This is a genomic window from Rhizobium sp. 25PS6, assembly GCF_032464655.1.
GTDB classification, from domain to species: Bacteria; Pseudomonadota; Alphaproteobacteria; order Rhizobiales; family Rhizobiaceae; genus Rhizobium; species Rhizobium laguerreae.
This window is the reverse complement of record NZ_JAWDIV010000013.1, coordinates 93,817-116,686: the sequence shown is the minus strand read 5'-3', so window position 1 is coordinate 116,686 and position 22,870 is coordinate 93,817. Positions and strand designations below refer to the sequence as shown.

18 protein-coding genes are annotated in these 22,870 nt (G+C 60.8%); 16 read left to right on the top strand and 2 right to left on the bottom strand.

Features of this window, described 5'->3' with window-relative positions:
• The first annotated feature begins 67 nt into the window (after nucleotides 1-67).
• The 15 genes from nuoG to RWK44_RS19730 all read left to right on the top strand — a co-directional run bounded on the left by nuoG (nucleotide 68) and on the right by RWK44_RS19730 (nucleotide 17,083).
• Nucleotides 68-2,149, top strand: coding sequence for an NADH-quinone oxidoreductase subunit NuoG (nuoG, locus tag RWK44_RS19800; protein ID WP_316029291.1), 2,082 nt, complete (start codon nucleotides 68-70; stop codon nucleotides 2,147-2,149).
• A gap of 11 nt (nucleotides 2,150-2,160) precedes the next feature.
• The gene (gene nuoH / locus RWK44_RS19795) at nucleotides 2,161-3,204 is read left to right on the top strand and encodes an NADH-quinone oxidoreductase subunit NuoH (protein WP_017959942.1); all 1,044 of its coding nucleotides are present in this window, start codon (nucleotides 2,161-2,163) and stop codon (nucleotides 3,202-3,204) included.
• 40 nt (nucleotides 3,205-3,244) lie between these two features.
• Nucleotides 3,245-3,736: an NADH-quinone oxidoreductase subunit NuoI gene (gene nuoI, locus RWK44_RS19790; RefSeq protein ID WP_017959943.1), complete on the top strand. Its 492-nt coding sequence runs from the start codon at nucleotides 3,245-3,247 to the stop codon at nucleotides 3,734-3,736.
• A gap of 144 nt (nucleotides 3,737-3,880) precedes the next feature.
• Complete coding sequence (locus RWK44_RS19785; protein ID WP_003547387.1) at nucleotides 3,881-4,495, top strand: NADH-quinone oxidoreductase subunit J; 615 nt, start codon at nucleotides 3,881-3,883, stop codon at nucleotides 4,493-4,495.
• A 23-nt stretch (nucleotides 4,496-4,518) separates the two neighbouring features.
• Nucleotides 4,519-4,827, top strand: a complete 309-nt coding sequence (gene nuoK / locus RWK44_RS19780) for an NADH-quinone oxidoreductase subunit NuoK (RefSeq protein ID WP_003547388.1) — start codon at nucleotides 4,519-4,521, stop codon at nucleotides 4,825-4,827.
• Between the two features lie 7 nt (nucleotides 4,828-4,834).
• A complete protein-coding gene (nuoL, locus tag RWK44_RS19775) occupies nucleotides 4,835-6,835 on the top strand; it encodes an NADH-quinone oxidoreductase subunit L (RefSeq protein WP_077976233.1) in 2,001 nt (666 codons plus the stop codon).
• Nucleotides 6,835-8,346 (top strand): NADH-quinone oxidoreductase subunit M, encoded by a 1,512-nt coding sequence (locus tag RWK44_RS19770; protein WP_077976234.1) that lies wholly within the window; start codon nucleotides 6,835-6,837, stop codon nucleotides 8,344-8,346. Before nuoL ends, RWK44_RS19770 begins: the two co-directional genes overlap by 1 nt.
• Before the next feature lie 18 nt (nucleotides 8,347-8,364).
• Nucleotides 8,365-9,810 (top strand): NADH-quinone oxidoreductase subunit NuoN, encoded by a 1,446-nt coding sequence (nuoN, locus tag RWK44_RS19765; RefSeq protein ID WP_316029290.1) that lies wholly within the window; start codon nucleotides 8,365-8,367, stop codon nucleotides 9,808-9,810.
• Nucleotides 9,810-10,574, top strand: coding sequence for a biotin--[acetyl-CoA-carboxylase] ligase (locus tag RWK44_RS19760; RefSeq protein WP_029872842.1), 765 nt, complete (start codon nucleotides 9,810-9,812; stop codon nucleotides 10,572-10,574). Before nuoN ends, RWK44_RS19760 begins: the two co-directional genes overlap by 1 nt.
• Before the next feature lie 17 nt (nucleotides 10,575-10,591).
• Nucleotides 10,592-12,262, top strand: a complete 1,671-nt coding sequence (locus RWK44_RS19755) for a ribonuclease J (RefSeq protein WP_131664221.1) — start codon at nucleotides 10,592-10,594, stop codon at nucleotides 12,260-12,262.
• A 2-nt stretch (nucleotides 12,263-12,264) separates the two neighbouring features.
• A complete protein-coding gene (mce, locus tag RWK44_RS19750) occupies nucleotides 12,265-12,669 on the top strand; it encodes a methylmalonyl-CoA epimerase (protein WP_018494112.1) in 405 nt (134 codons plus the stop codon).
• 206 nt (nucleotides 12,670-12,875) lie between these two features.
• Nucleotides 12,876-13,151, top strand: coding sequence for a DUF1467 family protein (locus RWK44_RS19745; protein ID WP_316029289.1), 276 nt, complete (start codon nucleotides 12,876-12,878; stop codon nucleotides 13,149-13,151).
• A 591-nt stretch (nucleotides 13,152-13,742) separates the two neighbouring features.
• A complete protein-coding gene (proS, locus tag RWK44_RS19740) occupies nucleotides 13,743-15,065 on the top strand; it encodes a proline--tRNA ligase (protein WP_316029288.1) in 1,323 nt (440 codons plus the stop codon).
• Nucleotides 15,066-15,080: 15 nt separating this feature from the next.
• Nucleotides 15,081-16,385: a lipoprotein-releasing ABC transporter permease subunit gene (locus RWK44_RS19735; RefSeq protein WP_131664220.1), complete on the top strand. Its 1,305-nt coding sequence runs from the start codon at nucleotides 15,081-15,083 to the stop codon at nucleotides 16,383-16,385.
• A gap of 14 nt (nucleotides 16,386-16,399) precedes the next feature.
• Complete coding sequence (locus RWK44_RS19730) at nucleotides 16,400-17,083, top strand: ABC transporter ATP-binding protein (protein ID WP_020049504.1); 684 nt, start codon at nucleotides 16,400-16,402, stop codon at nucleotides 17,081-17,083.
• A gap of 13 nt (nucleotides 17,084-17,096) precedes the next feature.
• Here RWK44_RS19730 and RWK44_RS19725 read toward each other — a convergent pair whose 3' ends face one another.
• A complete protein-coding gene (locus RWK44_RS19725) occupies nucleotides 17,097-17,561 on the bottom strand; it encodes a DUF5680 domain-containing protein (protein WP_131664219.1) in 465 nt (154 codons plus the stop codon).
• A 502-nt stretch (nucleotides 17,562-18,063) separates the two neighbouring features.
• Between RWK44_RS19725 and dnaE the strand changes: the two genes are divergently transcribed.
• Nucleotides 18,064-21,561 (top strand): DNA polymerase III subunit alpha, encoded by a 3,498-nt coding sequence (dnaE, locus tag RWK44_RS19720; protein ID WP_131664218.1) that lies wholly within the window; start codon nucleotides 18,064-18,066, stop codon nucleotides 21,559-21,561.
• On the opposite strand, the gene RWK44_RS19715 is transcribed toward dnaE, so the two are convergent.
• Nucleotides 21,562-22,818, bottom strand: a complete 1,257-nt coding sequence (locus tag RWK44_RS19715) for a L,D-transpeptidase family protein (RefSeq protein ID WP_168282650.1) — start codon at nucleotides 22,816-22,818, stop codon at nucleotides 21,562-21,564.
• Nucleotides 22,819-22,870 lie beyond the last annotated feature (52 nt).

Below are 22,870 nucleotides of genomic sequence, written 5' to 3'. Positions count from 1 at the left end.
TGAGAGTGCTGCAAAAATAGGTTTGTTTGCCGTCATCAGGCAAACGGGGAAACAGGACTGAGCGACGATGGCAAAACTGAAGATTGACGGCAACGAGATCGAAGTTCCGGATCATTACACGCTATTGCAGGCGTGCGAGGATGCCGGTGCCGAGGTTCCGCGCTTCTGCTTCCATGAGCGCCTGTCGGTTGCCGGCAACTGCCGCATGTGCCTTGTCGAGGTGAAGGGCGGACCGCCGAAGCCGCAGGCTTCCTGCGCCATGAGCGTGCGCGATATCCGCGGCGGCCCGAACGGCGAACTGCCTGAGGTCTTCACCAACACCCCGATGGTCAAAAAGGCCCGCGAAGGTGTGATGGAATTCCTGCTGATCAACCATCCGCTCGATTGCCCGATCTGCGACCAGGGCGGCGAATGCGATCTGCAGGACCAGGCGATGGCCTTCGGCATCGACACCTCGCGCTATCAGGAAGACAAGCGTGCCGTCGAGGACAAGTATATCGGCCCGCTCGTTAAGACGGTGATGAACCGCTGCATCCACTGCACGCGCTGCGTCCGCTTCACCACCGAGGTCGCCGGCATTTCCGAACTCGGCCTGATCGGCCGCGGCGAGGATGCCGAGATCACCACCTATCTCGAACAGGCGATGACCTCCGAGCTGCAGGGCAATGTCGTCGACCTTTGCCCGGTCGGCGCGCTCACCTCGAAGCCCTTCGCCTTCACCGCGCGCCCGTGGGAGCTGAACAAGACCGAATCGATTGACGTCATGGATGCCGTCGGTTCGGCGATCCGCGTCGACACCCGCGGCCGCGAAGTCATGCGCATCCTGCCGCGCGTCAATGAGGCGATCAACGAGGAGTGGATTTCCGATAAGAGCCGCTTCATCTGGGATGGACTGAAGACCCAGCGCCTCGACCGGCCCTATGTTCGCCGCGACGGCCGCCTGCAGCCCGCCACCTGGGCCGAAGCCTTCGGCGCTATCAAGGCCGCCGTCGGCGCCACCTCGGGCGACAAGATCGGCGCGATATCGGGCGACCTCGCTTCCGTCGAGGAAATGTATGCACTCTCCGAACTGGTGAAGTCGCTGGGGTCGGTCAATCTCGACTGTCGCCAGGATGGGGCGGCACTCGATCCGTCGCTCGGCCGTGCAAGCTATCTCTTCAACCCGACGATCTCGGGCATCGACCAGGCCGACGCGCTGCTGATCATCGGCGCCAATCCGCGCTTCGAGGCTGCCATCCTCAACGCCCGCATCCGCAAGCGCTGGCGCCGCGGCAAGTTCCCGGTCGGCGTGATCGGCGAGCGTGCTGAACTGCGCTACAGCTATGATTACCTCGGCGGCGGTCCCGACACGCTGAAGGATCTGGTCGACGGCACCCACGCCTTCGCGGACGTGCTGAAGAATGCCGCCAAGCCGATGATCATCATCGGCCAGGGGGCGCTCTCGCGCACCGACGGCGCCGGCGTTCTCGCCAGTGCCGCCAAGCTTGCCGGTTCCGTCGGCGCGGTCGTCGAAGGCTGGAACGGCTTTGCCGTCCTCCACACCGCTGCCGCGCGTGTCGGCGGCCTCGACCTCGGCTTCGTGCCGGGCGCCAAGGGCGTCAACGCAGCCGAGATGCTGACGGCGATGGACGTGCTCTTCCTGCTCGGTGCAGACGAACTCGACTTCACCGCCAAGAAGGCCAAGCTCACCGTCTATATCGGCTCGCATGGCGATAACGGCGCACACCATGCCGACGTCATCCTGCCAGCCGCAGCCTATACCGAAAAGTCCGGCACCTGGGTCAACACCGAAGGCCGCGTCCAGATGGGCAACCGTGCAGGTTTTGCGCCGGGTGATGCCCGCGAGGACTGGGCGATCATCCGCGCCCTTTCCGACGTGCTCGGCAAGAAGCTTCCCTTCGATTCGCTCAGCGAATTGCGTGTCCGGCTCTATGCCGCTTTCCCGCATTTCGCTGCCATCGACGAGATCGCCGAAGCCAATAGCGCCCAAATTGCCGCAGTTGCGAAAAAAGCCGGCAAGATGAACAAATCCGGGTTTGCGTCGCCGGTGAAAGACTTCTATTTGACGAACCCGATAGCGCGTGCCTCGGCTGTCATGGCGGAGTGCTCGGCATTGGCCCGCAACAACTTCAAAGTCGCGGCAGAGTAAGGGCAGGGACTATGGATTCTTTCTTTTCAAGCTATGTCTTGCCGGCGATCATCATGGTCGGCCAGTCGCTGCTGCTTCTCGTCTGCCTGCTCGTCTTCATCGCCTATGTGCTGCTCGCCGACCGCAAGATCTGGGCAGCCGTGCAGCTGCGCCGCGGCCCGAACGTCGTCGGTCCCTTCGGCCTGTTCCAGTCCTTCGCCGATCTTTTGAAGTTCGTCTTCAAGGAGCCGATCATTCCGGCCGGCGCCAACAAGGCGGTGTTCCTGTTGGCCCCGCTGGTAACGGTGCTTCTGGCGCTGTCCACCTGGGCGGTGGTGCCGCTGGCCGACGGATGGGTGATCGCCAACATCAATGTCGGCATCCTCTATATTTTCGCGATCTCCTCGCTCGAGGTCTACGGCATCATCATGGGCGGCTGGGCTTCGAACTCGAAGTATCCGTTCCTCGGCGCGCTGCGCTCGGCGGCACAGATGGTCTCCTATGAAGTCTCGATCGGCTTCGTCATCGTCACCGTGCTTCTCTGCGTCGGCTCGCTGAACCTGACCGATATCGTCAATGCGCAGCATACCGGCCTCGGCACCATGCTCGGCTTGCCGGCGTCGTTCCTCGACTGGCACTGGCTGTCGCTCTTCCCGATGTTCATCATCTTCTTCATTTCGGCACTTGCCGAGACGAACCGCCCGCCCTTCGACCTTCCCGAAGCTGAATCGGAACTCGTTGCCGGCTTCATGGTCGAATACGGCTCCTCGCCATACATGATGTTCATGCTCGGCGAATATGCGGCCGTCTGCCTGATGTGCGCGCTGACGACGATCCTCTTCCTCGGCGGCTGGCTGCCCCCGGTCGATATCTGGATCCTCAACTGGGTCCCCGGCATCATCTGGTTCACGCTGAAGGCCTGCCTGGTGTTCTTCATGTTCGCGATGGTCAAGGCCTTTGTTCCGCGCTACCGCTACGACCAGCTCATGCGCCTCGGCTGGAAGGTCTTCCTGCCGCTGTCGCTCGCCATGGTCGTCATCGTTGCATTCGTGCTGAAACTGATGGGTTGGGCATGATGATGCCCGCTCTCGTTTTCGGCAAAATTGGAGGTTAAAGATGGCAAGCTTGTCCGGCTCCATCAACTCGCTGTTTCTCAAGGAATTCGTCGGCGCGTTCTTTCTGTCGATGCGCTATTTCTTCCGCCAGAAGGCGACGATCAACTATCCCTTCGAAAAGGGTCCGGTCTCCCCGCGTTTCCGCGGCGAGCATGCGCTGCGCCGTTATCCGAACGGCGAGGAACGCTGCATCGCCTGCAAGCTCTGCGAGGCGATCTGTCCTGCCCAGGCGATCACCATCGAGGCGGGTCCGCGCCGCAATGACGGCACGCGCCGTACGGTGCGCTACGACATCGACATGGTGAAGTGCATCTATTGCGGCTTCTGCCAGGAAGCCTGCCCGGTCGACGCGATCGTCGAAGGCCCGAATTTCGAATTTGCGACGGAGACCCGCGAAGAGCTCTACTTCGACAAGGCGCGGCTTCTGGATAACGGAGACCGGTGGGAGCGCGAAATCGCCCGCAACATCGCGATCGACTCGCCGTACCGCTGATTGAGATTTTGAAATGCCGCGCTGGAGCTTAAGCGCTCCTGTCGTGGTCAACATGCACAGGAGCTTTGCCGGTTAGCGCCAGGGAAAGCACCATCGGGCAGGGAAACTCCCGGCTGCCCGGGGGAAGATGAAAAAGGCACCAACATGGGTCTGCAGGCTCTATTTTTCTATCTTTTCGCCTTTGTCGCGGTGGCGTCGGCGTTCATGGTCATCTGGGCGAAGAACCCGGTTCACTCGGTTCTCTTTCTGATCCTGGTGTTCTTCAATGCGGCCGGCCTCTTCCTGCTGCTCGGTGCCGAATTCCTGGCGATGATCCTGCTTGTCGTCTATGTCGGCGCCGTCGCCGTCCTCTTCCTCTTCGTGGTGATGATGCTCGATATCGACTTCACCGAACTGAGGGCCGGCGTTCTCGAATATGCGCCGATCGGCGGGCTGATCGGGGTGATCCTCGCAGCCGAACTGATCGTCGTCATCGGCGGCAGCGTCATCTCGCCTGAGATCGCCAAATCAGTCGCCATGCCGATCCCGGCGCTGAGCGAGCGCACCAATACGGCCGCCCTCGGCGACGTGCTCTACACCAACTACGTCTATTTCTTCCAGATCGCCGGTCTGGTGCTCCTGGTCGCCATGATCGGCGCGATCGTGCTGACGTTGAGACACCGCACCAACATCAAGCGGCAGAATATTCCCAGGCAGGTTGCCCGCACGCCCGCCACCGCCGTCGAGGTGGTTTCGGTCAAGCCCGGGCAGGGCGTCTAAAGGCAGGTCAAGGAACAAAGAACATGGTCATCGGACTTTCCCACTACCTGACGGTCAGCGCCATCCTCTTCACGCTCGGCGTCTTCGGCATCTTCCTGAACCGGAAGAACGTCATCGTCATCCTGATGTCGATCGAATTGATCCTGCTTGCCGTCAACATCAACATGGTCGCCTTCTCCTCCTTCCTGAACGACATCGTCGGCCAGGTCTTCGCGCTGTTCATCCTGACGGTCGCGGCAGCCGAAGCGGCGATCGGTCTTGCAATTCTCGTTGTCTTCTACCGCAACCGCGGCTCGATCGCGGTCGAAGACGTCAATATGATGAAGGGCTGAGTGGCTCATGTTCCTCTATAAGGCTATCGTCTTTCTTCCCTTGATCGGTGCGATCGTCGCCGGCCTTTTTGGCCGCGCGATCGGCGCCAAGGCTTCGGAATACGTCACCAGCGGCCTGATGATCATCGCCGCCATCCTGTCCTGGGTCGTCTTCTTCACCGTCGGCATGGGCCATGCCGAAGGCGGTCCGATCAAGGTCGAGGTGCTGCGCTGGATCCAGTCCGGCGGCATCGACGTCTCCTGGTCGCTGCGAGTGGATACGCTGACGTCAGTGATGCTGATCGTCGTCAACACGGTCTCGACGCTGGTGCATGTCTATTCGATCGGCTACATGCATACCGATCCGCATCGCCCGCGCTTCTTCGCCTATCTCTCGCTCTTCACCTTCGCCATGCTGATGCTGGTGACCGCTGACAACCTTGCCCAGATGTTCTTCGGCTGGGAAGGTGTCGGTCTCGCCTCCTATCTGCTGATCGGCTTCTGGTTCAAGAAGCCCTCGGCGACGGCCGCGGCGATGAAAGCCTTCATCGTCAACCGCGTCGGCGACTTCGGCTTCGTGCTGGGCATTGCCGGCGTCTTCGTGCTGTTTGGCTCGATCAACCTCGACACGATCTTCGCCAATGCCTCGAACTTCGCCCCGCATGAAGGCGGCGGCGAAGCGGGCGAGGTGATCCTCAACCTCTTCGGCATGCAGCTCGACAAGGCGCATGCGCTGACCGGCATCTGCCTGCTGCTCTTCATGGGCGCGATGGGCAAGTCGGCGCAGTTCCTGCTGCACACCTGGCTGCCGGACGCCATGGAAGGCCCGACCCCGGTCTCGGCCCTCATCCATGCCGCCACCATGGTCACCGCCGGCGTCTTCCTCGTCGCCCGCATGTCGCCGCTCTTCGAACTGTCGCACGATGCGCTGGTCGTCGTTACCGTGATCGGCGCGATCACCGCCTTCTTTGCGGCAACCGTCGCTCTCGTCCAGAACGACATCAAGCGTGTCATCGCCTATTCCACCTGCTCGCAGCTCGGCTATATGTTCGTGGCACTCGGAGCCGGGGCCTATGGCGCAGCGATCTTCCATCTCTTCACCCACGCCTTCTTCAAGGCGCTGCTCTTCCTCTGCGCCGGCTCGGTCATCCATGCCGTCGATGGTGAGCAGGACATGCGCTACATGGGCGGCCTGTGGCCGCATATTAAAGTTACTGCGGTGCTGATGATCATCGGCACGCTGGCAATCACCGGCGTCGGCATTCCTTTCACGCCGATCGGCTTTGCCGGCTTCTTCTCCAAGGACGTGATCATCGAGGCGACTTATGCATCGCATTCGCCGGTCTCGGGCTTCGCCTTCGCGCTGCTGGTCATCGCGGCTCTGTTCACCAGCTTCTATTCCTGGCGCCTGATCTTCATGACCTTCTTCGGCAAGCCGCGCGCCTCGCACGAGGTGATGCACCACGTGCATGAGTCTCCGCAGGTCATGCTTGTGCCGCTCTATCTCCTGGCGATCGGTGCGGTGCTTGCAGGCGTGATCTTCGAAGGCCGGTTCTATGGCGAGGAATATGCCGAGTTCTGGAAGGGTGCGCTCTTTACCGGCGCCGAGAACGAACTGGTCGAAGAGTTCCACCATGTTCCGGCGCTGGTGGCTTTGAGCCCGTTCATCGCCATGGTGCTCGGTTTCGTCACTGCCTGGTACATGTATATCCGCTCGCCGCAGACGCCGCGTATCCTCGCGCAGCAGCACCGCGTGCTCTACAAGTTCCTGTTGAACAAGTGGTATTTCGACGAACTCTACGACTTCCTTTTCGTCCGCTCCGCCAAGGCGCTCGGCCGCTTCCTGTGGAAAAAGGGTGATGTCGGCGTCATCGACACCTACGGCCCGAACGGCGTCGCCGCCCGCGTCGTCGCCGTCACCGATCGCGTGGTCCGCCTGCAGACCGGTTACCTCTATCACTACGCCTTCGCCATGCTGATCGGCATTGCGGCGCTCGTTACCTGGATGATGCTCGGGAGTTCCTTCTGATGACCGATTGGCCTATTCTTTCAACGGTCACCTTCCTGCCGCTCGTCGGCGTGGTGCTCCTGCTGCTGATGAACGGCGAGAGCGAAACCGGCCGGAAGAACGTGCTGTGGATCTCGCTGATCACCACCGTCTTCACCTTCGTCGTCTCGCTCGTAATCTGGATCGGCTTCGACAATGCCAATCCCGGCTTCCAGATGGTCGAGAAGCATAATTGGCTCGGCACCGGCATTGGCTATCACGTCGGCGTCGACGGCATCTCGATGCTGTTCGTCATCCTGTCGACCTTCCTCATGCCCTTCTGTGTGCTGGCGAGCTGGCTCTCGATCGAGAAGCGCCTGAAGGAATACATGATCGCCTTCCTCATCCTCGAAACGATGATGATCGGCGTCTTTGTCTCGCTCGATATCGTGCTCTTCTACGTCTTCTTCGAGGCGGGCCTCATTCCGATGTTCCTGATCATCGGCGTCTGGGGCGGCAAGGACCGCGTCTATGCGAGCTACAAGTTCTTCCTCTATACGCTGCTCGGCTCGGTGCTGATGCTGCTCGCCATCATGGCGATGTACTGGCAGGCCGGCACGACCGATATTACCGCACTGCTCGCCTACAAGTTCCCGCCGGCGCTGCAGACCTGGTTATGGCTTGCCTTCTTCGCCTCCTTCGCGGTGAAGATGCCGATGTGGCCCGTCCATACCTGGCTTCCCGATGCCCACGTTCAGGCGCCGACGGCTGGCTCGGTGATCCTGGCCGGCGTGCTTTTGAAGCTCGGCGGCTACGGTCTCATCCGTTTCTCGCTCGGCATGTTCCCGGTCGCGTCCGATTATTTCGCGCCGCTCGTCTTTGCCATGTCCGTCATCGCCATCATCTACACCTCTCTGGTGGCGATGATGCAGGACGATATCAAGAAGCTGATCGCCTATTCCTCCGTGGCCCACATGGGCTACGTGACCATGGGCATCTTTGCTGCTAACATGCAGGGCGTCCAAGGCTCGATCTTCCAGATGCTCTCGCACGGCATCGTCTCCGGCGCGCTCTTCCTCTGCGTCGGCGTCGTCTACGACCGCACCCACACCCGCGAGATCAACGCCTATGGCGGCCTGGTCAACAATATGCCGAAATATGCCGTGGCGATGATGGTCTTCACCATGGCCAATGTCGGGCTTCCCGGCACGTCGGGCTTCGTCGGCGAATTCCTGACGCTGATCGGTGTCTTCCGGGTCAATACCTGGGTAGCGCTCTTTGCCGCCACCGGCGTCATCCTCTCGGCCGCTTACGCGCTCTGGCTTTATCGCCGGGTGCTCTTCGGCGCGCTGGAAAAGGAAAAGCTGAAGGCGCTGCTCGATCTTTCTCCACGCGAGCAGTTGATCCTCTACCCGCTGGTCGCGCTGACTATCTTCTTCGGCGTTTATCCTGCTCCGGTCTTCGATGCGACAGCCGCCTCGGTGGATCTGCTGGTCAACAACTACACGGCCGCCGTGCACGCAGCGCAGAACGTTGCGCTGTCGATGAAATGATGACGGGACTTATTGGACATGACCGCTGAAACAATTCTCCTCAGTCTGCATCTTTCCGCGCCGGAGCTCATCCTCGCGGTCGGCGCCCTTGTCCTGTTGATGGTCGGCGTCTTCTCCGGCGAGCGGTCGGGCCTTCTCGTCACCGGCCTCGCCATCGTCCTGCTGCTGGCCTCCGGCCTGTGGCTGCTCTTCGTGCCCGCAGAAGGCCTTGCCTATGGCGGGGTCTACATGGCCGACGGCTTCTCGCGCTTCATGAAGCTGGTGGCGCTGATCGGTTCGCTGGTCGCCATCTTCATGTCGATCGGCCATGCCCGCGAAAATCAGCTCGACAAGTTCGAGTTCCCGGTTCTCCTGGTGCTTGCGACCCTCGGCATCCTGCTGATGATCTCGGCCAACGACCTGATCTCGCTCTATCTGGCGTTGGAACTGCAGTCGCTGGCGCTCTACGTCGTCGCCGCGATCAACCGCGACAGCCTGAAATCGACCGAAGCCGGCCTGAAATATTTCGTCCTCGGCGCGCTTTCCTCCGGCATGCTGCTCTATGGCATGTCGCTGGTCTACGGCTTCACCGGCCACACCCACTTCTCCGAAATTGCCCAGGCGCTGTCCGTCGAGGGCGCGCGTTCGCTCGGCCTGATCTTCGGCCTGGTCTTCATCCTCGCCGGCATCGCCTTCAAGATCTCGGCCGTTCCCTTCCATATGTGGACGCCGGATGTTTACGAAGGTGCGCCGACACCCGTCACCGCCTTCCTGGCCGCAGCACCCAAGGTCGCCGCCATGGCGATGATGACCCGTATCGTCATCACCGCCTTCCAGCCGGTTCTGGCGGACTGGCAGCAGGTCGTCGTCTTCATATCGATCGCCTCGATGCTGCTCGGTTCGTTTGCGGCGATCGGCCAGAAGAATATCAAGCGGCTGATGGCCTATTCCTCGATCGGCCACATGGGTTATGCGCTGGTCGGTCTTGCCGCCGGCAACCAGACCGGCGTCACCGGCGTGATGCTCTATATGGTCATTTACATGGTGATGACGCTCGGTAGCTTTGCGATCATCATATCGATGCGCCGCAAGGACGGCACCGTCGTCGAGAATGTCGACGATCTCGCCGGCCTCTCTACAACCAACCCGTTCATGGCCGTTGTGCTGACGGCGCTGATGTTCTCGCTTGCCGGCATCCCGCCGCTCGCCGGCTTCTTCGCGAAGTACTTCGTCTTCGTTGCCGCCATCGAAGCCAAGCTCTATGCGCTCGCCATCATCGGTGTTCTCGCTTCGGTCGTCGGCGCCTACTACTATCTGCGTGTCATCAAGCTGATGTGGTTCGATGAGGCGACCGGCGAATTCGCCCGTGTCTCCGGAGCGCTGCGTCTGGTCTTCGGTCTCTCCGGTCTCTTCGTCACCGCCTATGTCCTCATCGGCGGCCCGATCGGCGGCGCGGCAGAGCTTGCCGCTGCGACGCTCTTTTGATGGCTTCCGACGGACGGCGCCGGATATCGCTCGGCGATTTCAGGCACGAGGCTCTGTCGGAAACATCGTCTACCAATAGCGAATGCCTCGCCCGGGCTCGGGCGGGCGATGGCGGCAATCTCTGGGTGACCGCCGAGAGGCAGACGGGCGGCCGCGGCCGCCGCGGTAGGCTCTGGGTTTCTGAGCGCGGCAATCTCTACGCTTCCCTTCTTCTGATCGACCCGGCGCCGATGGAGCGCCTTGGTTCTCTGCCGCTGGCGATCGCCGTTGCCGTGCACCAGGCGATCCGCAGGGTGCTGCCACTGGGCGCCGAGCCGCTCGAGGTCAAATGGCCGAACGATATCCTCATCGGCCGAAAGAAGACCTGCGGCATCCTCGTCGAAGGCGAGGGGCTGCCGGACGGACGTTACGCGCTGATCGTCGGCATCGGCATCAATATCTCGGTAATGCCCGACAATCCGCTCTACCCCGTTACCTGCCTGCGCCAGCAGGGAAGTGCGGCGTCGCCGGAGGAACTCTTCGCGCATCTCTTCGCCGCCACGGCGGAAGTGCTTGAAATATGGGACGAGGGCCGCGGCATCGGCGAGATCACGGCGCTCTGGCGCGCGATCGCCTGCGGCATCGGCGAAAAGATTACGGTCAATTTGCCGGACCGATCGATTTCCGGACAATTCGCCGGAATTGATGATAATGGCTTGTTGATGCTCGATACCGGCGCTGGCAGGATAATGCCCATTGCTGCCGGTGATGTGTTTTTTGGATAGCGGAAAAAACGAAAATTATGGCGAAACAGGACGAACTGGTATTCCTGCCTCTGGGCGGTGTCGGTGAGATTGGCATGAATCTCGCTCTCTACGGCTACGGCCCGCCCGAGCATCGCCAGTGGATCATGGTCGATTGTGGCGTCACTTTTCCGGGGCCAGACCTGCCGGGTGTCGACCTCGTATTGCCCGATATCCGCTTCCTCGCCAGCGAACGAAAGAACCTCAAGGCGATCATCATCACCCATGCGCATGAAGACCATTATGGTGCGCTCGCCGACCTCTGGCCCGGCCTCAACGTGCCGGTCTATGCCTCTGGTTTTACCGCTGGTCTGTTGGAAGCCAAGCGCAATTTCGAGAAGGCTAAGATCGGCGAAGTGCCGGTGACGCCGTTCAAGGCCGGCGATACGATCAATGTCGGCCCCTTCAGCATCGAAGGCGTCGCCGTCAACCATTCGATCCCCGAGCCGATGTCGCTGATGATCCGCACGCCGGTCGGCAATGTCATCCATACCGGTGACTGGAAGATCGACCACGAGCCTTCGCTCGGGCCCCTGACTGACGAGACGCGTTTCCGCCAGCTCGGCGACGAGGGCGTGCTGGCGCTGATGTGCGACTCCACCAATGCGCTGCGCGACGGCGTCTCGCCCTCCGAGAAGGATGTGTCCGAAAGCCTGCGCAAGATCATCGAGGATGCCGAGGGCCGGGTGGCGATCACCACCTTCTCGTCGAATGTCGGGCGTATCCGCACCGTAGCCGAGGCGGCCGAGGCGGCAGGCCGCGAAGTGCTGCTGCTCGGCAGTTCGCTGAAGCGCGTCGTCGACGTCGCCCAGGATGTCGGTCTCATGGAAGGCGTGAAGCCCTTCATCTCCGAGGAGGAATACGGCTATATTCCGCGTGACAAGGTCGTCGTCATCCTCACCGGCAGCCAGGGCGAGGCGCGGGCAGCCCTTGCCAAGCTCTCCCGGGACGAGATGCGCAATGTGGCCTTTGCGGCGGGCGATATCGTCGTCTTTTCCTCGCGCGCCATTCCCGGCAACGAGAAGGCGATCCAGGACATCAAGAACGGCCTCGTCGAGCAAGGCGTGCACATCATTACGGATACCGAGGCGTTGGTCCACGTTTCCGGCCATCCGCGCCGCAACGAGCTGCAGCGGATGTATGAGTGGACGCGGCCGAAGATCGTCGTGCCGGTGCATGGTGAAGCGATACATCTGACGGCCCACAAGGAGCTTGCCGAGCAATCCGGCATCGGGCTGGTGCCGCGGGTGCGCAATGGCGACATCCTGCGGCTGGCGCCGGGTCCCGTCGAGGTGATCGGCGAGGCGCCGCATGGCCGGATTTATAAGGATGGCACGCTGATCGGCGATTTCGACGAGATGGGTATCGGCGAGCGCAAGAAGCTCTCCTATGTCGGCCATGTCGCGGTCAACGTCGTGCTCGATGCCCGCTATGACATCGTCGGCGAACCCGACCTCATTTCGATCGGCCTGCCGACCTACGATGATGAGGGCGAGGATATGGAGGATACGCTCTTCGACGCGGCGGTCAGCGCCATCGAGAGCATTCCGCGCGCCCGCCGCAAGGATATCGACATGCTGCAGGAGGCCGTGCGCCGCGCCATCCGCTCGGCCGCGAATAACACCTGGGGCAAGAAACCTCTTGTCACCGCCTTCGTTACCAAGGTCTGAGCATGCTCGGCAGGGTCAACCATATCGCCATCGCCGTGCCCGATCTGGCCGCGGCGACGGCGGCCTATCGCGATACGCTGGGTGCTGCCGTATCGCAGCCGCAGGCTCTGCCGGAACACGGCGTCACCGTCGTCTTCGTCGAATTGCCGAACACTAAGGTCGAGTTGCTGCAGCCGCTCGGGGCTACCTCGCCGATCACAGCGTTCCTCGAAAAGAACCCGTCCGGCGGCATGCACCATATCTGCTACGAGGTGGACGATATTCTTCTCGCCCGTGACCGGCTGGTAGAGGCGGGTGCCAGGGTGCTTGGCGATGGCCAGCCGAAGACCGGCGCCCATGGCAAGCCGGTGCTCTTTCTGCATCCCAAAGATTTCTTCGGCACGCTGATCGAACTCGAACAGGCCTGAGCCCTGCTGCGGCAGAGTGACCCGCAGGCGGCTAAACGCTTCGCCCGCTTTGAGCTAGTCGCCATTCTGCCGTATAAGGACGCGATATTACAGCGCCGCGTGTCTTTTAAGACGCGCAAAGGACGCTGTAACAATTTAAATTGCTGCATTCCTTAAATCGATTCCGATTTAAGGAATGCAGCAGCGCGGCATCAACGGGAACCACAATGCTCCAGATCTTTCTTCAGGGATTTGCCGTCTACTTCATCATCTGGTGGATGACGCTTTTTGCCGTTCTGCCGATTGGCCTGCGCACCCAGGCGGACGACAACGACGTCTTGCTCGGCACCGTTCCGAGTGCGCCCGCCCGGTTTCGCGCCGCTTTCGTGTTTTCGCTGACGACACTGATCTCGGCTCTGATCTACGGCCTCTGGTATGTCTGCGACACCTATTTCGGCTGGGGCTTCGATGCCCTGCCGCAACTCGCCCCCAGCTTCTACTGAGCGTAGCTTTTGCTCAAACTTTGAGCAGATGTAAACCTATCGAAATCGAACTTCGTCATACCACTGTCATGCTGTTGCGGCAAAGAGCTCGCGTAACGGAATGACGGTTATTCCCTTACGGAAGCCCGGCTGGATTTTTGGTTGGGATCAAGGCCGAAAAGCCAAAAAAAAACAAGGCTAAAAGCCTTGTTTTAAGTATCGCGTGATCTGTAACCGTTGCCGGGGCTGCGACGAGCGCGCCTAAGATCTGATCCTCCCAAGACTTGACCGCGAATTCGGCAAGAATTTAACTTCCTGCCTGTTTTGTGAGCTAAAACTAGCTCAAACATTGGGCTTTGTCATCTGCTTTTTTTGCATTTTTGCTACACTCTAGCAAAATTTTTCTGTTGACAAGATTTTCGTTCAAGCCCTTATAAACACGCGCTTTTTCATGCCCTTTCATTTTGCGGGTGCGAACATGCGCTTCCGGGAGGTTGCCGGCATCCGTTGCGGGTTTCCTTCCTGCCGCGAAGCGGCTATGAACGCTCCCGACATTAACAATGGTCTTTCGATTCCGCCTGCTGCGGGATCTCAACTGCTCCGGAATCCGCCATGCGTCTGTCCCGTTATTTCATGCCCATCCTCAAGGAAAACCCCAAGGAGGCGGAAATCGTCTCCCATCGGCTGATGCTGCGTGCCGGCATGATCCGCCAGCAGTCACAGGGCATTTATTCCTGGCTGCCGCTCGGCAAGCGCGTGCTCGACAAGGTCAACGCTATTATCCGCGACGAGCAGAACCGCGCCGGCGCCATCGAGCTGTCGATGCCGACCCTGCAATCGGCCGAACTCTGGCAGGAAAGCGGCCGCTACGACGCCTACGGCAAGGAGATGCTGCGCATCAAGGACCGTCAGGATCGGCCGATGCTCTACGGTCCCACCAACGAAGAGATGGTGACGGATATTTTCCGCTCTTCCATCAAGTCCTACAAGGACCTGCCGCTCAATCTCTATCATATCCAGCTGAAGTTCCGTGACGAGATCCGTCCGCGCTTCGGCACCATGCGCTCGCGTGAATTCATGATGAAGGATGCCTATTCCTTCGATCTGACGCGCGAAGCGGCGGAGCATTCCTATAACAAGATGTTCGCCGCCTATCTCAGAACCTTCGACCGGCTCGGCCTGCGCGCCATTCCGATGCGCGCCGACACCGGCCCGATCGGCGGTAAGCTCAGCCATGAATTCATTATCCTCGCCGATACCGGCGAATCCGAAGTCTTCTGTCACAAGGATTTCGTCGACTTCGATATTCCTGGCGAACACACCGATTTCGACAGTGTCGAGGGCCTGCAGGCGATCTTCGACAAATGGACCTCGCTCTATGCGGCGACCTCGGAAATGCACGACGAGGCGGCTTTCAACGCCGTTCCCGAAGGTGACCGCCTGTCGGCGCGCGGCATCGAGGTCGGCCATATCTTCTATTTCGGCACGAAATATTCCGAGCCGATGGGCGCGAAAGTGCAGGGACCTGATGGCAAGGAACACTTCGTTCACATGGGTTCCTACGGTATTGGCCCGACACGCCTTGTTCCCGCCATCATCGAAGCATCGCATGATGATAACGGAATCATCTGGCCGGCATCGGTCGCGCCCTTCGATGTCGTTGTGATCAACATGAAGGCGGGCGATCAGGCCTGTGACGATACCTGCGAGCTGATCTATGCCGCGCTGAGCAAGGCCGGCAAGGATGTGCTCTATGACGATACCGACGACCGGGCCGGCACGAAATTCGCGACCGCCGACCTGATCGGTGTGCCCGTCCAGATCATCGCCGGCCCGCGCGCGGTCGCAAACGGCGAAGTGGAAGTGAAGGACCGCAAGACCGGCGCCCGCGAAACGATGACCATCGAAGCGGCGATCAATCGGTTCGTGGCTTAAGGAAACGGAGGCGAAATGGCAGAGGCAGCAGTGGACCGGAGTTCGAAATCCGGCTTGGGTCCGGCTGGCAAGCCATTTTCCACCTTTGAACGCCTCGTGGCGTGGCGTTATCTGCGCGCCCGCCGCAAGGAAGCCTTCATATCGGTCATCGCCGGCTTCTCTTTCGTCGGCATCATGCTCGGCGTTGCGACGCTGATCATCGTCATGGCCGTGATGAACGGCTTTCGCACCGAGCTCGTCTCGCGCATCCTCGGCATCAACGGCCACATGATCGTCCAGCCGGTCGACGGCCCCTTCACCGATTATCCTGTCCTCAGCAGCAAGCTCGCCGCCGTACCCGGCGTCAAGATGGCGCTACCGCTCGTGGAAGGCCAGGTGCTCGCCTCCGCCCAGGCCGGCGGCAGCACCGGCGCTCTGGTGCGCGGCGCCCGCGCCGAGGATCTGACCAAGCTCAAGACGGTCTCCGACAACATCAAATCAGGCGACATGGTGGGTTATGCCTCCGGCGATGGCGTGCTGATCGGCAGCCGCATGGCCGACCAACTCGGTCTGCGCGTTGGCGATCTCATTACGCTGACGTCACCAGATGGCGACATTACGCCGATGGGCGTCAGCCCTCGCATCAAATCCTACAAGATCTCCGGCCTCTTCGAGATCGGCATGTCGGAATATGACTCCTCGATCATCTTCATGCCGCTCGAGGAAGCGCAGCTCTATTTCAATGCCGAGGGACTGGTGCAGTCGATCGAGCTCTTCGTCGACAATCCCGACGATATCGACGATCTGAGGCCCAAGGTGGAGGAAGCGGCCGGTCGCCAGATCGCCATCACCGACTGGCGCCAACGCAATCAGACCTTCTTCTCGGCGCTGCAGGTCGAGCGCAACGTCATGTTCATGATCCTGACCCTGATCGTGCTCGTCGCCGCGCTGAACATCATCTCCGGCCTCATCATGCTGGTGAAGGACAAGGGCAGCGATATCGCCATCCTGCGCACCATGGGCGCCAGCGCCGGCGCGATCATGCGCATCTTCTTCATGACCGGGGCGGCGATCGGCATCGTCGGCACTATTGCCGGTGTGCTGCTCGGCGTTCTCGTCTGCGTCAACATCGAATCCGTCCGCCAGTTCTTCTCCTGGATTTCAGGCACCGTACTCTTCAATCCGCAGGTCTATTTCCTGAGCCAGCTGCCGGCCGAGATGGATCTGAGCGAAACGATCTCGATCGTCGTCATGGCGCTGACGCTCTCCTTCATCGCGACCATCTTCCCGGCCTGGCGTGCCTCCAGGCTCGATCCGGTGCAGGCCCTGCGCTACGAATAAGGAATGCCGCCTTCATGAAACGCAACGTCGTTCTCCAGCTTACCGGCGTCGAGCGCCATTACGGGCAGGGCGGTACGCTGCTCTCAATCCTGAAGGGCGTAGATTTTTCGATATCGAAGGGGGAGATTGTCGCTCTCGTCGCCCCTTCCGGCACCGGCAAGTCGACACTGCTGCATGTCGCCGGTCTGCTGGAGCATCCGGACGGTGGTGAGGTCAACATCAACGGCCATGCCTGTGATGGCCTGAGCGACGAGAAACGCACCGCCATCCGCCGCAGCGAAATCGGCTTCGTCTATCAGTTCCACCATCTGCTGCCGGAATTCTCTGCGCTCGAAAATATCATGATGCCGCAACTGATCGCCGGGCTTTCCTGGAAGGAAGCCGGAGAGCGGGCCGGCCAGCTGCTCGATTATATGCGCATCGGCCATCGTGGCTCGCATCGCCCGGGCGAGCTTTCCGGCGGCGAGCAGCAGCGCGTTGCAATTGCCCGCGCCGTCGCCAATGCGCCGACCCTGCTTCTTGCCGACGAGCCGACCGGCAATCTCGACCCCGAAACGGCAAGCTACGTCTTCGACGCGCTGGAAGCGCTGGTGCGCCAGTCCGGCCTTGCTGCCCTCATTGCCACCCACAATCACGAACTCGCCCGCCGCATGGATCGGCGCGTAACGATTTCGGACGGCAAGATCGTCGATTTCTGAGGCCCAGATCAGATCAAGGGATGATCAATCCGCCGCGATAGTCGAGCATATAGGCCTTCTGGCCATCGACCATGATGCATTCGTGGCCGATGAACCGCTCGCAGCCGCCTTCGCTGCTGTCGATATAGCGGCCGAACGGATGGTCGAATTCCATCCCGTCAAGAAACCGGCCCTCGTGATACATCGCCGAAAGTGCAGCCTTGATCACTGCTCCGGCTGCTGTGCCGTCGATGAGTTCAGGCGCAATGACGCAGCCGAAATAATTCATCGCCCAGACCGGCTCGTCGGCAAGCCACACCACTTCCTGTCCGGCGAAATCGGTCCCGCCGAAATAGCTGTCGAGATAGCGCCAGTCGCCGCGTTCGTAACCGATATCGTGGGCACCCGGCCGGCAGGGCAAGCGCGCTACGCCGCCGCCGACATAGGTCGCAGCCTTCGCCTCTACGACGAATTCGTTCAATATCGCAATATCCAACATGCCATTCTCCTCTCAGCTAGATGCTGGCAAATGTGCCGCGGCATGTAAAGAACAAAAAGGGAACATATGCCAGAAATAAAGAGTCGCCCTGAAGAGGTCTGCCGCCTGAGCACCATGCCCGATCTGCGGCGGATCGGGAAAGGGCAAGGCTGCTGCCGATCACATCGAGCGCCGGCCCCTAGCCAATTCGTCACCTATTTCCTGGGATTTTCAAACACAAGAAAGAAGGAAAAGATTCCTGTTGACAACAGAACATACATGGAACAAATTGAAAACATAACGAGTAAAGGAGAGCCCGATGACTGACATGATCCGTGATATCGCAGCATTCACCTCCATCGCAATGTTCGTTGCCAGCTTCTCGCTCATCGTCATGGCGCTCTAAAGTTTTCAGGGGACCGTATGGCAATCATGCGGTCCGGACGCGGGACTTCTTCTGGACATCATCGCCCTCTATGCCGACAATGCGTCCGATTCATTCGGGTGATTGGGAAGGCATGTCATGGCGGATACGGCAAAGGGTTCAACGGGCGAGGCGACCGGCGGCACGCCGAGTTTCATCCACCTGAGGGTCCATTCCGCCTATTCGCTTCTCGAGGGCGCACTGCCGCTGAAGAAGATCCTCTACAAGGCGACCGGCGACAGCCAGCCGGCGATTGCGATTACCGACACCAACAATCTGTTCGTCGCCCTCGAATTCTCCCAGAAGGCGATGGAAGACGGCCTGCAGCCGATCATCGGCTGCCAGGTCTCGATCGATATGGGAGACGGGTTGGAAACGGAAAAGCGCGGCGGTCAGCAGGCTCTGGTCAAGCTGCCGTCGATTGTTCTTCTTGCCGCGACGGATGCCGGTTACGAACGGCTGGTCGATCTCGTCAGCCGGGCCTATCTCGGCGGCGAGAGCAACCAGGCTGTTCATATCAGCGCCTCCTGGCTGGAGGAGGCAGGCACGGAAGGACTGATCGCATTGAGCGGCGCCTTGACCGGGCCGGTTGACGTGGCGATCAAGGAAGGCCATCCCGCTCAGGCGGAAGCCCGGCTGCTCACGCTGAAGCGCCTCTTCGGCGACAGGCTCTATGTCGAACTGCAGCGGCACGGCACCTACGACAAGCGGCACGAGCAGAAGATCATCGGGCTCGCCTATGCCCACGACCTGCCGCTGGTTGCGACCAACGAGGCTTTCTTTCCGACTCGCGACGATTACGACGCTCATGATGCGCTGATGGCGGTCGCGCACAACGCCATCGTCTCCGATGACAGCCGCTTTCGCCTGACGCCGGATCACTATCTGAAGAGCCGGGCCGAGATGGTCAAGCTCTTCGCCGACCTGCCGGAAGCGCTGGAAAATACGATCGAGATCGCCAGGCGCTGCTCCTTCGTGCTGAAGACGCGAAAACCGATCCTGCCGCGCTTCACGGGTGCGACCGACGATGCCGAGGAGGCCGAACGCGCCGAGGCGGGCGAGCTGCGCCGCCAGGCGGTCGAAGGGCTGGATATGCGGCTTTCGACGCTCGGCATGTCGCCGGGCTATGAGGAAAAGGATTATCGCGAGCGACTGGATTTCGAGCTCAGCGTCATCGAGCGCATGCGTTTCCCCGGCTACTTCCTGATCGTTGCCGACTTCATCAAATGGGCCAAGCAGCATGACATTCCGGTCGGTCCCGGCCGTGGTTCGGGTGCCGGTTCGCTGGTCGCCTATGCCTTGACGATCACCGACGTCGATCCCTTGCGTTTTTCGCTGCTCTTCGAGCGCTTCCTCAATCCGGAACGCGTCTCGATGCCGGACTTCGACATCGACTTCTGCCAGGATCGCCGCGAAGAGGTAATCCGTTACGTCCAGGCCAAATATGGCCGCGAGCAGGTGGCGCAGATCATCACCTTCGGTTCGCTGCAGGCGCGCGCCGCCCTTCGCGACGTCGGCCGCGTGCTTGAGATGCCCTACGGCCAGGTCGACAAGATCTGCAAACTCGTGCCGAACAACCCGGCCAACCCGACGCCGCTGTCCAAAGCGATCGAGGAGGAGCCGAAGCTGCAGGAAGAGGCGGCGAAAGAACCCGTTGTCGCGCGGCTGCTCGACATCGCCCAGAAGATCGAGGGGCTTTACCGCCATGCCTCGACCCATGCCGCCGGCATCGTCATCGGCGACCGGCCGCTTTCCAAACTGGTGCCGATGTATCGCGATCCGCGCTCGGATATGCCGGTTACCCAGTTCAACATGAAATGGGTGGAGCAGGCGGGCCTCGTCAAGTTCGACTTCCTCGGCCTGAAGACGCTGACCGTGCTGAAGGTCGCGGTCGATTTCGTCGCCAAGCTCGGTATCAAGGTCGATCTCGCGGCCATTCCTCTCGACGATAAGAAGACCTACGAGATGCTGTCGCGCGGCGAGACGGTCGGCGTGTTCCAGGTGGAAAGTGCCGGCATGCGCAAGGCGCTGATCGGCATGAAGCCGGACTGCATCGAGGACATCATCGCGCTGGTGGCACTCTATCGTCCGGGTCCGATGGAGAATATCCCGACCTACAATGCCCGCAAGCACGGCGACGAAGAGCTGGAATCGATCCATCCGATGATCGACCACCTGCTCAAGGAAACGCAAGGGGTCATCGTCTACCAGGAACAGGTGATGCAGATCGCCCAGGTACTATCAGGCTATTCGCTGGGCGAAGCCGACCTTCTGCGCCGCGCCATGGGCAAGAAGATCAAGGCCGAGATGGACCAGCAGCGCGAACGCTTCGTCGTCGGCGCGGTCAAGAATGGCGTATCGAAGCCGCAGGCCGACAATATCTTCGAACTGCTGGCGAAGTTCGCCAATTACGGCTTCAACAAGTCGCACGCCGCCGCCTATGCCATCGTCTCTTACCAGACGGCCTACATGAAGGCGCATTATCCGGTCGAATTCCTCGCGGCTTCGATGACGCTCGACATGTCCAACACGGAAAAGGTCAATGATTTCCGTCAGGATGCCAAACGCCTCGGCATCGAGGTGATCGCGCCTTCGGTGCAGACCTCCTTCCGCCATTTCGAGACCGGCGACAACCGCATCTATTACGCGCTCGCCGCCCTCAAGGGCGTTGGCGAATCCGCCGTCGACCATATCGTCGAGGTGCGTGGCGACAAGCCCTTTGCCAGCATCGAGGATTTCTGCCTGCGCATCGATCCGCGCCAGGTCAATCGTCGCGTGCTCGAAAGCCTGATCTATGCCGGCGCCTTCGATTGTTTTGACATGGACCGCGCCCAGCTGGCAGCCGGCCTCGACCGTGTTCTCGGTTATGCCCAGCGTGCCCAGGAGAACAAGCTGAGCGGCCAGTCGGACATTTTCGGCAGCACGCTGACGTCGGGGCCTGAGAAGATCTCGCTGCCGCCGTTCTCGCCCTGGCTCCCCTCCGAACGGCTGCTCAAGGAATTCCAGGTGCTGGGCTTCTATCTGACGGCCCACCCGCTCGATTCCTACAACAACATCCTGCAGAAGATGCGGGTGCAGACCTTTGCCGAGTTTTCCGCCGCCATCAAACAGGGCGCGGCCAATGCGCGCCTTGCCGGTACCGTCATCTCGAAGCAGGAGCGCAAGACCCGCACCGGCAATAAGATGGGTATCATCGTCTTTTCGGATTCTTCAGGCCAGTTCGAAGCGGTGCTGTTTTCGGAAATGCTGAACCAGTATCGCGACGTGCTCGAGTCGGGAAAATCCTTCGTGCTGACCGCGACGGGCGAGGAGCGGCCGGAGGGCATCGGCCTGCGGATCCAGACAATCCAGTCGCTGGAGGAAAAGTCGCTGCAGATGCAGAAGGCGCTGCGCGTCTATGTCCGAGATTCCGGACCGCTGAGAATGGTTGCCGGCCATTTGAATGCCAAGGGCGACGGCCTCGTTTCCTTCATCGTCATCAAGGAGGAGGGCAAACGTGAGGTGGAGGTGGTGCTGCCGGAGAAATACCGCATCACGCCGGAGATTGCCGCCGCCCTTCGCGCCGCCCCCGGCGTCGTCGACGTCGAGCTTGTCTGATCACCCGCGGGTGATGGTGATGAAATCCGTGCCTTCGCCGGTCTCCCGGCCGAGGCCGGTATCGGAGATCGTCAGCGTCGAGCCCGGCGCGATGAGCGCTTCGATCTTGCGGCGGGTCTCATCGGGGATGCTAATCCGGCTGAGCGAACGGGCGATCGGCTTACCTGTGATGATCGAGCTTTCCTGATTGGTGATGCCGAGCCGCTTCATCGCTTCCCGGGAGAGATTGTTCTCAAGCGTGGTGCCGAGCCAGTCCGCTGTGCCGGCCTTTGCATCGACGGCATGCAACGTGAAGAAATGCGTGCCGAGCGCCAGTCCCGGATCGGCGATCGTCACCGGCGCTTCGAAGAGGGGCTTGAAGGCCCGCCGCACCATGATGACGCCGTTCGGCGGCTCGCCCTTGCCAGCCGCGGCATAGACTTCCCTGAGGAGCGTGTCGGAGACCAGGTTCCTGTCGGCGGCGAATTCCGTTGGCCGCAATGTCTTGAAAGCCTTGATCGCCTGCACGGTCGACGGACCGAGCAAGCCGTCCGGATTGCCGGCGGAAAAGCCGAGCTGGTTGAGCAGGGTCTGGATGTCGATCACCGTCTCGCGCAGCGTCCGGCGCGTAACGAGCATGCTGATCGGCTCGGACGGCGGCTCGGGTTCGGGCGCTGCAATCGGCGGCGCTGCCGGCATCGGCATCGCCGCCGTGTCGTTCATTGCCACCTGCACAGGCTTCTCGGGGCTGTGGGGCATGGAGGGCCGCAGTTCGACATCCGAAAGCAGCGGCATCGCCGCTGGTGCTTGCCGATGAAAAAGAGTCGGATGGTCGATCGGCTGCGGCACCAGTTCACCGTCGCTGATAATGACGGGGACACCGCGGTCGGTCATCCCGTAGAGCATTTTTGCGAAGGCGCCGGGCATGCGCACGCAGCCATGCGAGGCCGGATAGCGCGGCACCGAATTGGATTCGTGCAGCGCTATGCCGGACCAGGTCAGCCGCTGCATGAACGGCATCGGCGCCGCCGAATAGAGATTGGATTCGTGGTATTTCTGCTTTTCCAGCACCGAGAAGATGCCGCTCGGCGTCGTGTGGCCGTCCTTGCCGGTCGAGACCTTCGAGGTTGCAACGACCTCGGTGCCATCATAGACCGCAAGCGACTGCTTGTCCTTCGAGACGATGATCTGCAGCGTGCGCACATCCGCAGCAAGAGCGGGGTGCACGAGTGCGGTGGCCGACAGCAAGCCGAGGCCGAAGACGAGACGCGAGAACATGATACCCAACCATACGCAATACTTGCCCGGCACATTATGGGACGAAGTTTAA

What these genes read in the sequence shown, in the direction of transcription:
- nuoG (WP_316029291.1), top strand. Translation starts at nt 68, where the DNA reads ATGGCAAAACTGAAGATTGACGGCAACGAGATCGAAGTTCCGGATCAT.
- nuoH (WP_017959942.1), top strand. Translation starts at nt 2,161, where the DNA reads ATGGATTCTTTCTTTTCAAGCTATGTCTTGCCGGCGATCATCATGGTC.
- nuoI (WP_017959943.1), top strand. Translation starts at nt 3,245, where the DNA reads ATGGCAAGCTTGTCCGGCTCCATCAACTCGCTGTTTCTCAAGGAATTC.
- RWK44_RS19785 (WP_003547387.1), top strand. Translation starts at nt 3,881, where the DNA reads ATGGGTCTGCAGGCTCTATTTTTCTATCTTTTCGCCTTTGTCGCGGTG.
- nuoK (WP_003547388.1), top strand. Translation starts at nt 4,519, where the DNA reads ATGGTCATCGGACTTTCCCACTACCTGACGGTCAGCGCCATCCTCTTC.
- nuoL (WP_077976233.1), top strand. Translation starts at nt 4,835, where the DNA reads ATGTTCCTCTATAAGGCTATCGTCTTTCTTCCCTTGATCGGTGCGATC.
- RWK44_RS19770 (WP_077976234.1), top strand. Translation starts at nt 6,835, where the DNA reads ATGACCGATTGGCCTATTCTTTCAACGGTCACCTTCCTGCCGCTCGTC.
- nuoN (WP_316029290.1), top strand. Translation starts at nt 8,365, where the DNA reads ATGACCGCTGAAACAATTCTCCTCAGTCTGCATCTTTCCGCGCCGGAG.
- RWK44_RS19760 (WP_029872842.1), top strand. Translation starts at nt 9,810, where the DNA reads ATGGCTTCCGACGGACGGCGCCGGATATCGCTCGGCGATTTCAGGCAC.
- RWK44_RS19755 (WP_131664221.1), top strand. Translation starts at nt 10,592, where the DNA reads ATGGCGAAACAGGACGAACTGGTATTCCTGCCTCTGGGCGGTGTCGGT.
- mce (WP_018494112.1), top strand. Translation starts at nt 12,265, where the DNA reads ATGCTCGGCAGGGTCAACCATATCGCCATCGCCGTGCCCGATCTGGCC.
- RWK44_RS19745 (WP_316029289.1), top strand. Translation starts at nt 12,876, where the DNA reads ATGCTCCAGATCTTTCTTCAGGGATTTGCCGTCTACTTCATCATCTGG.
- proS (WP_316029288.1), top strand. Translation starts at nt 13,743, where the DNA reads ATGCGTCTGTCCCGTTATTTCATGCCCATCCTCAAGGAAAACCCCAAG.
- RWK44_RS19735 (WP_131664220.1), top strand. Translation starts at nt 15,081, where the DNA reads ATGGCAGAGGCAGCAGTGGACCGGAGTTCGAAATCCGGCTTGGGTCCG.
- RWK44_RS19730 (WP_020049504.1), top strand. Translation starts at nt 16,400, where the DNA reads ATGAAACGCAACGTCGTTCTCCAGCTTACCGGCGTCGAGCGCCATTAC.
- RWK44_RS19725 (WP_131664219.1), bottom strand. Translation starts at nt 17,561, where the DNA reads ATGTTGGATATTGCGATATTGAACGAATTCGTCGTAGAGGCGAAGGCT.
- dnaE (WP_131664218.1), top strand. Translation starts at nt 18,064, where the DNA reads ATGGCGGATACGGCAAAGGGTTCAACGGGCGAGGCGACCGGCGGCACG.
- RWK44_RS19715 (WP_168282650.1), bottom strand. Translation starts at nt 22,818, where the DNA reads ATGTTCTCGCGTCTCGTCTTCGGCCTCGGCTTGCTGTCGGCCACCGCA.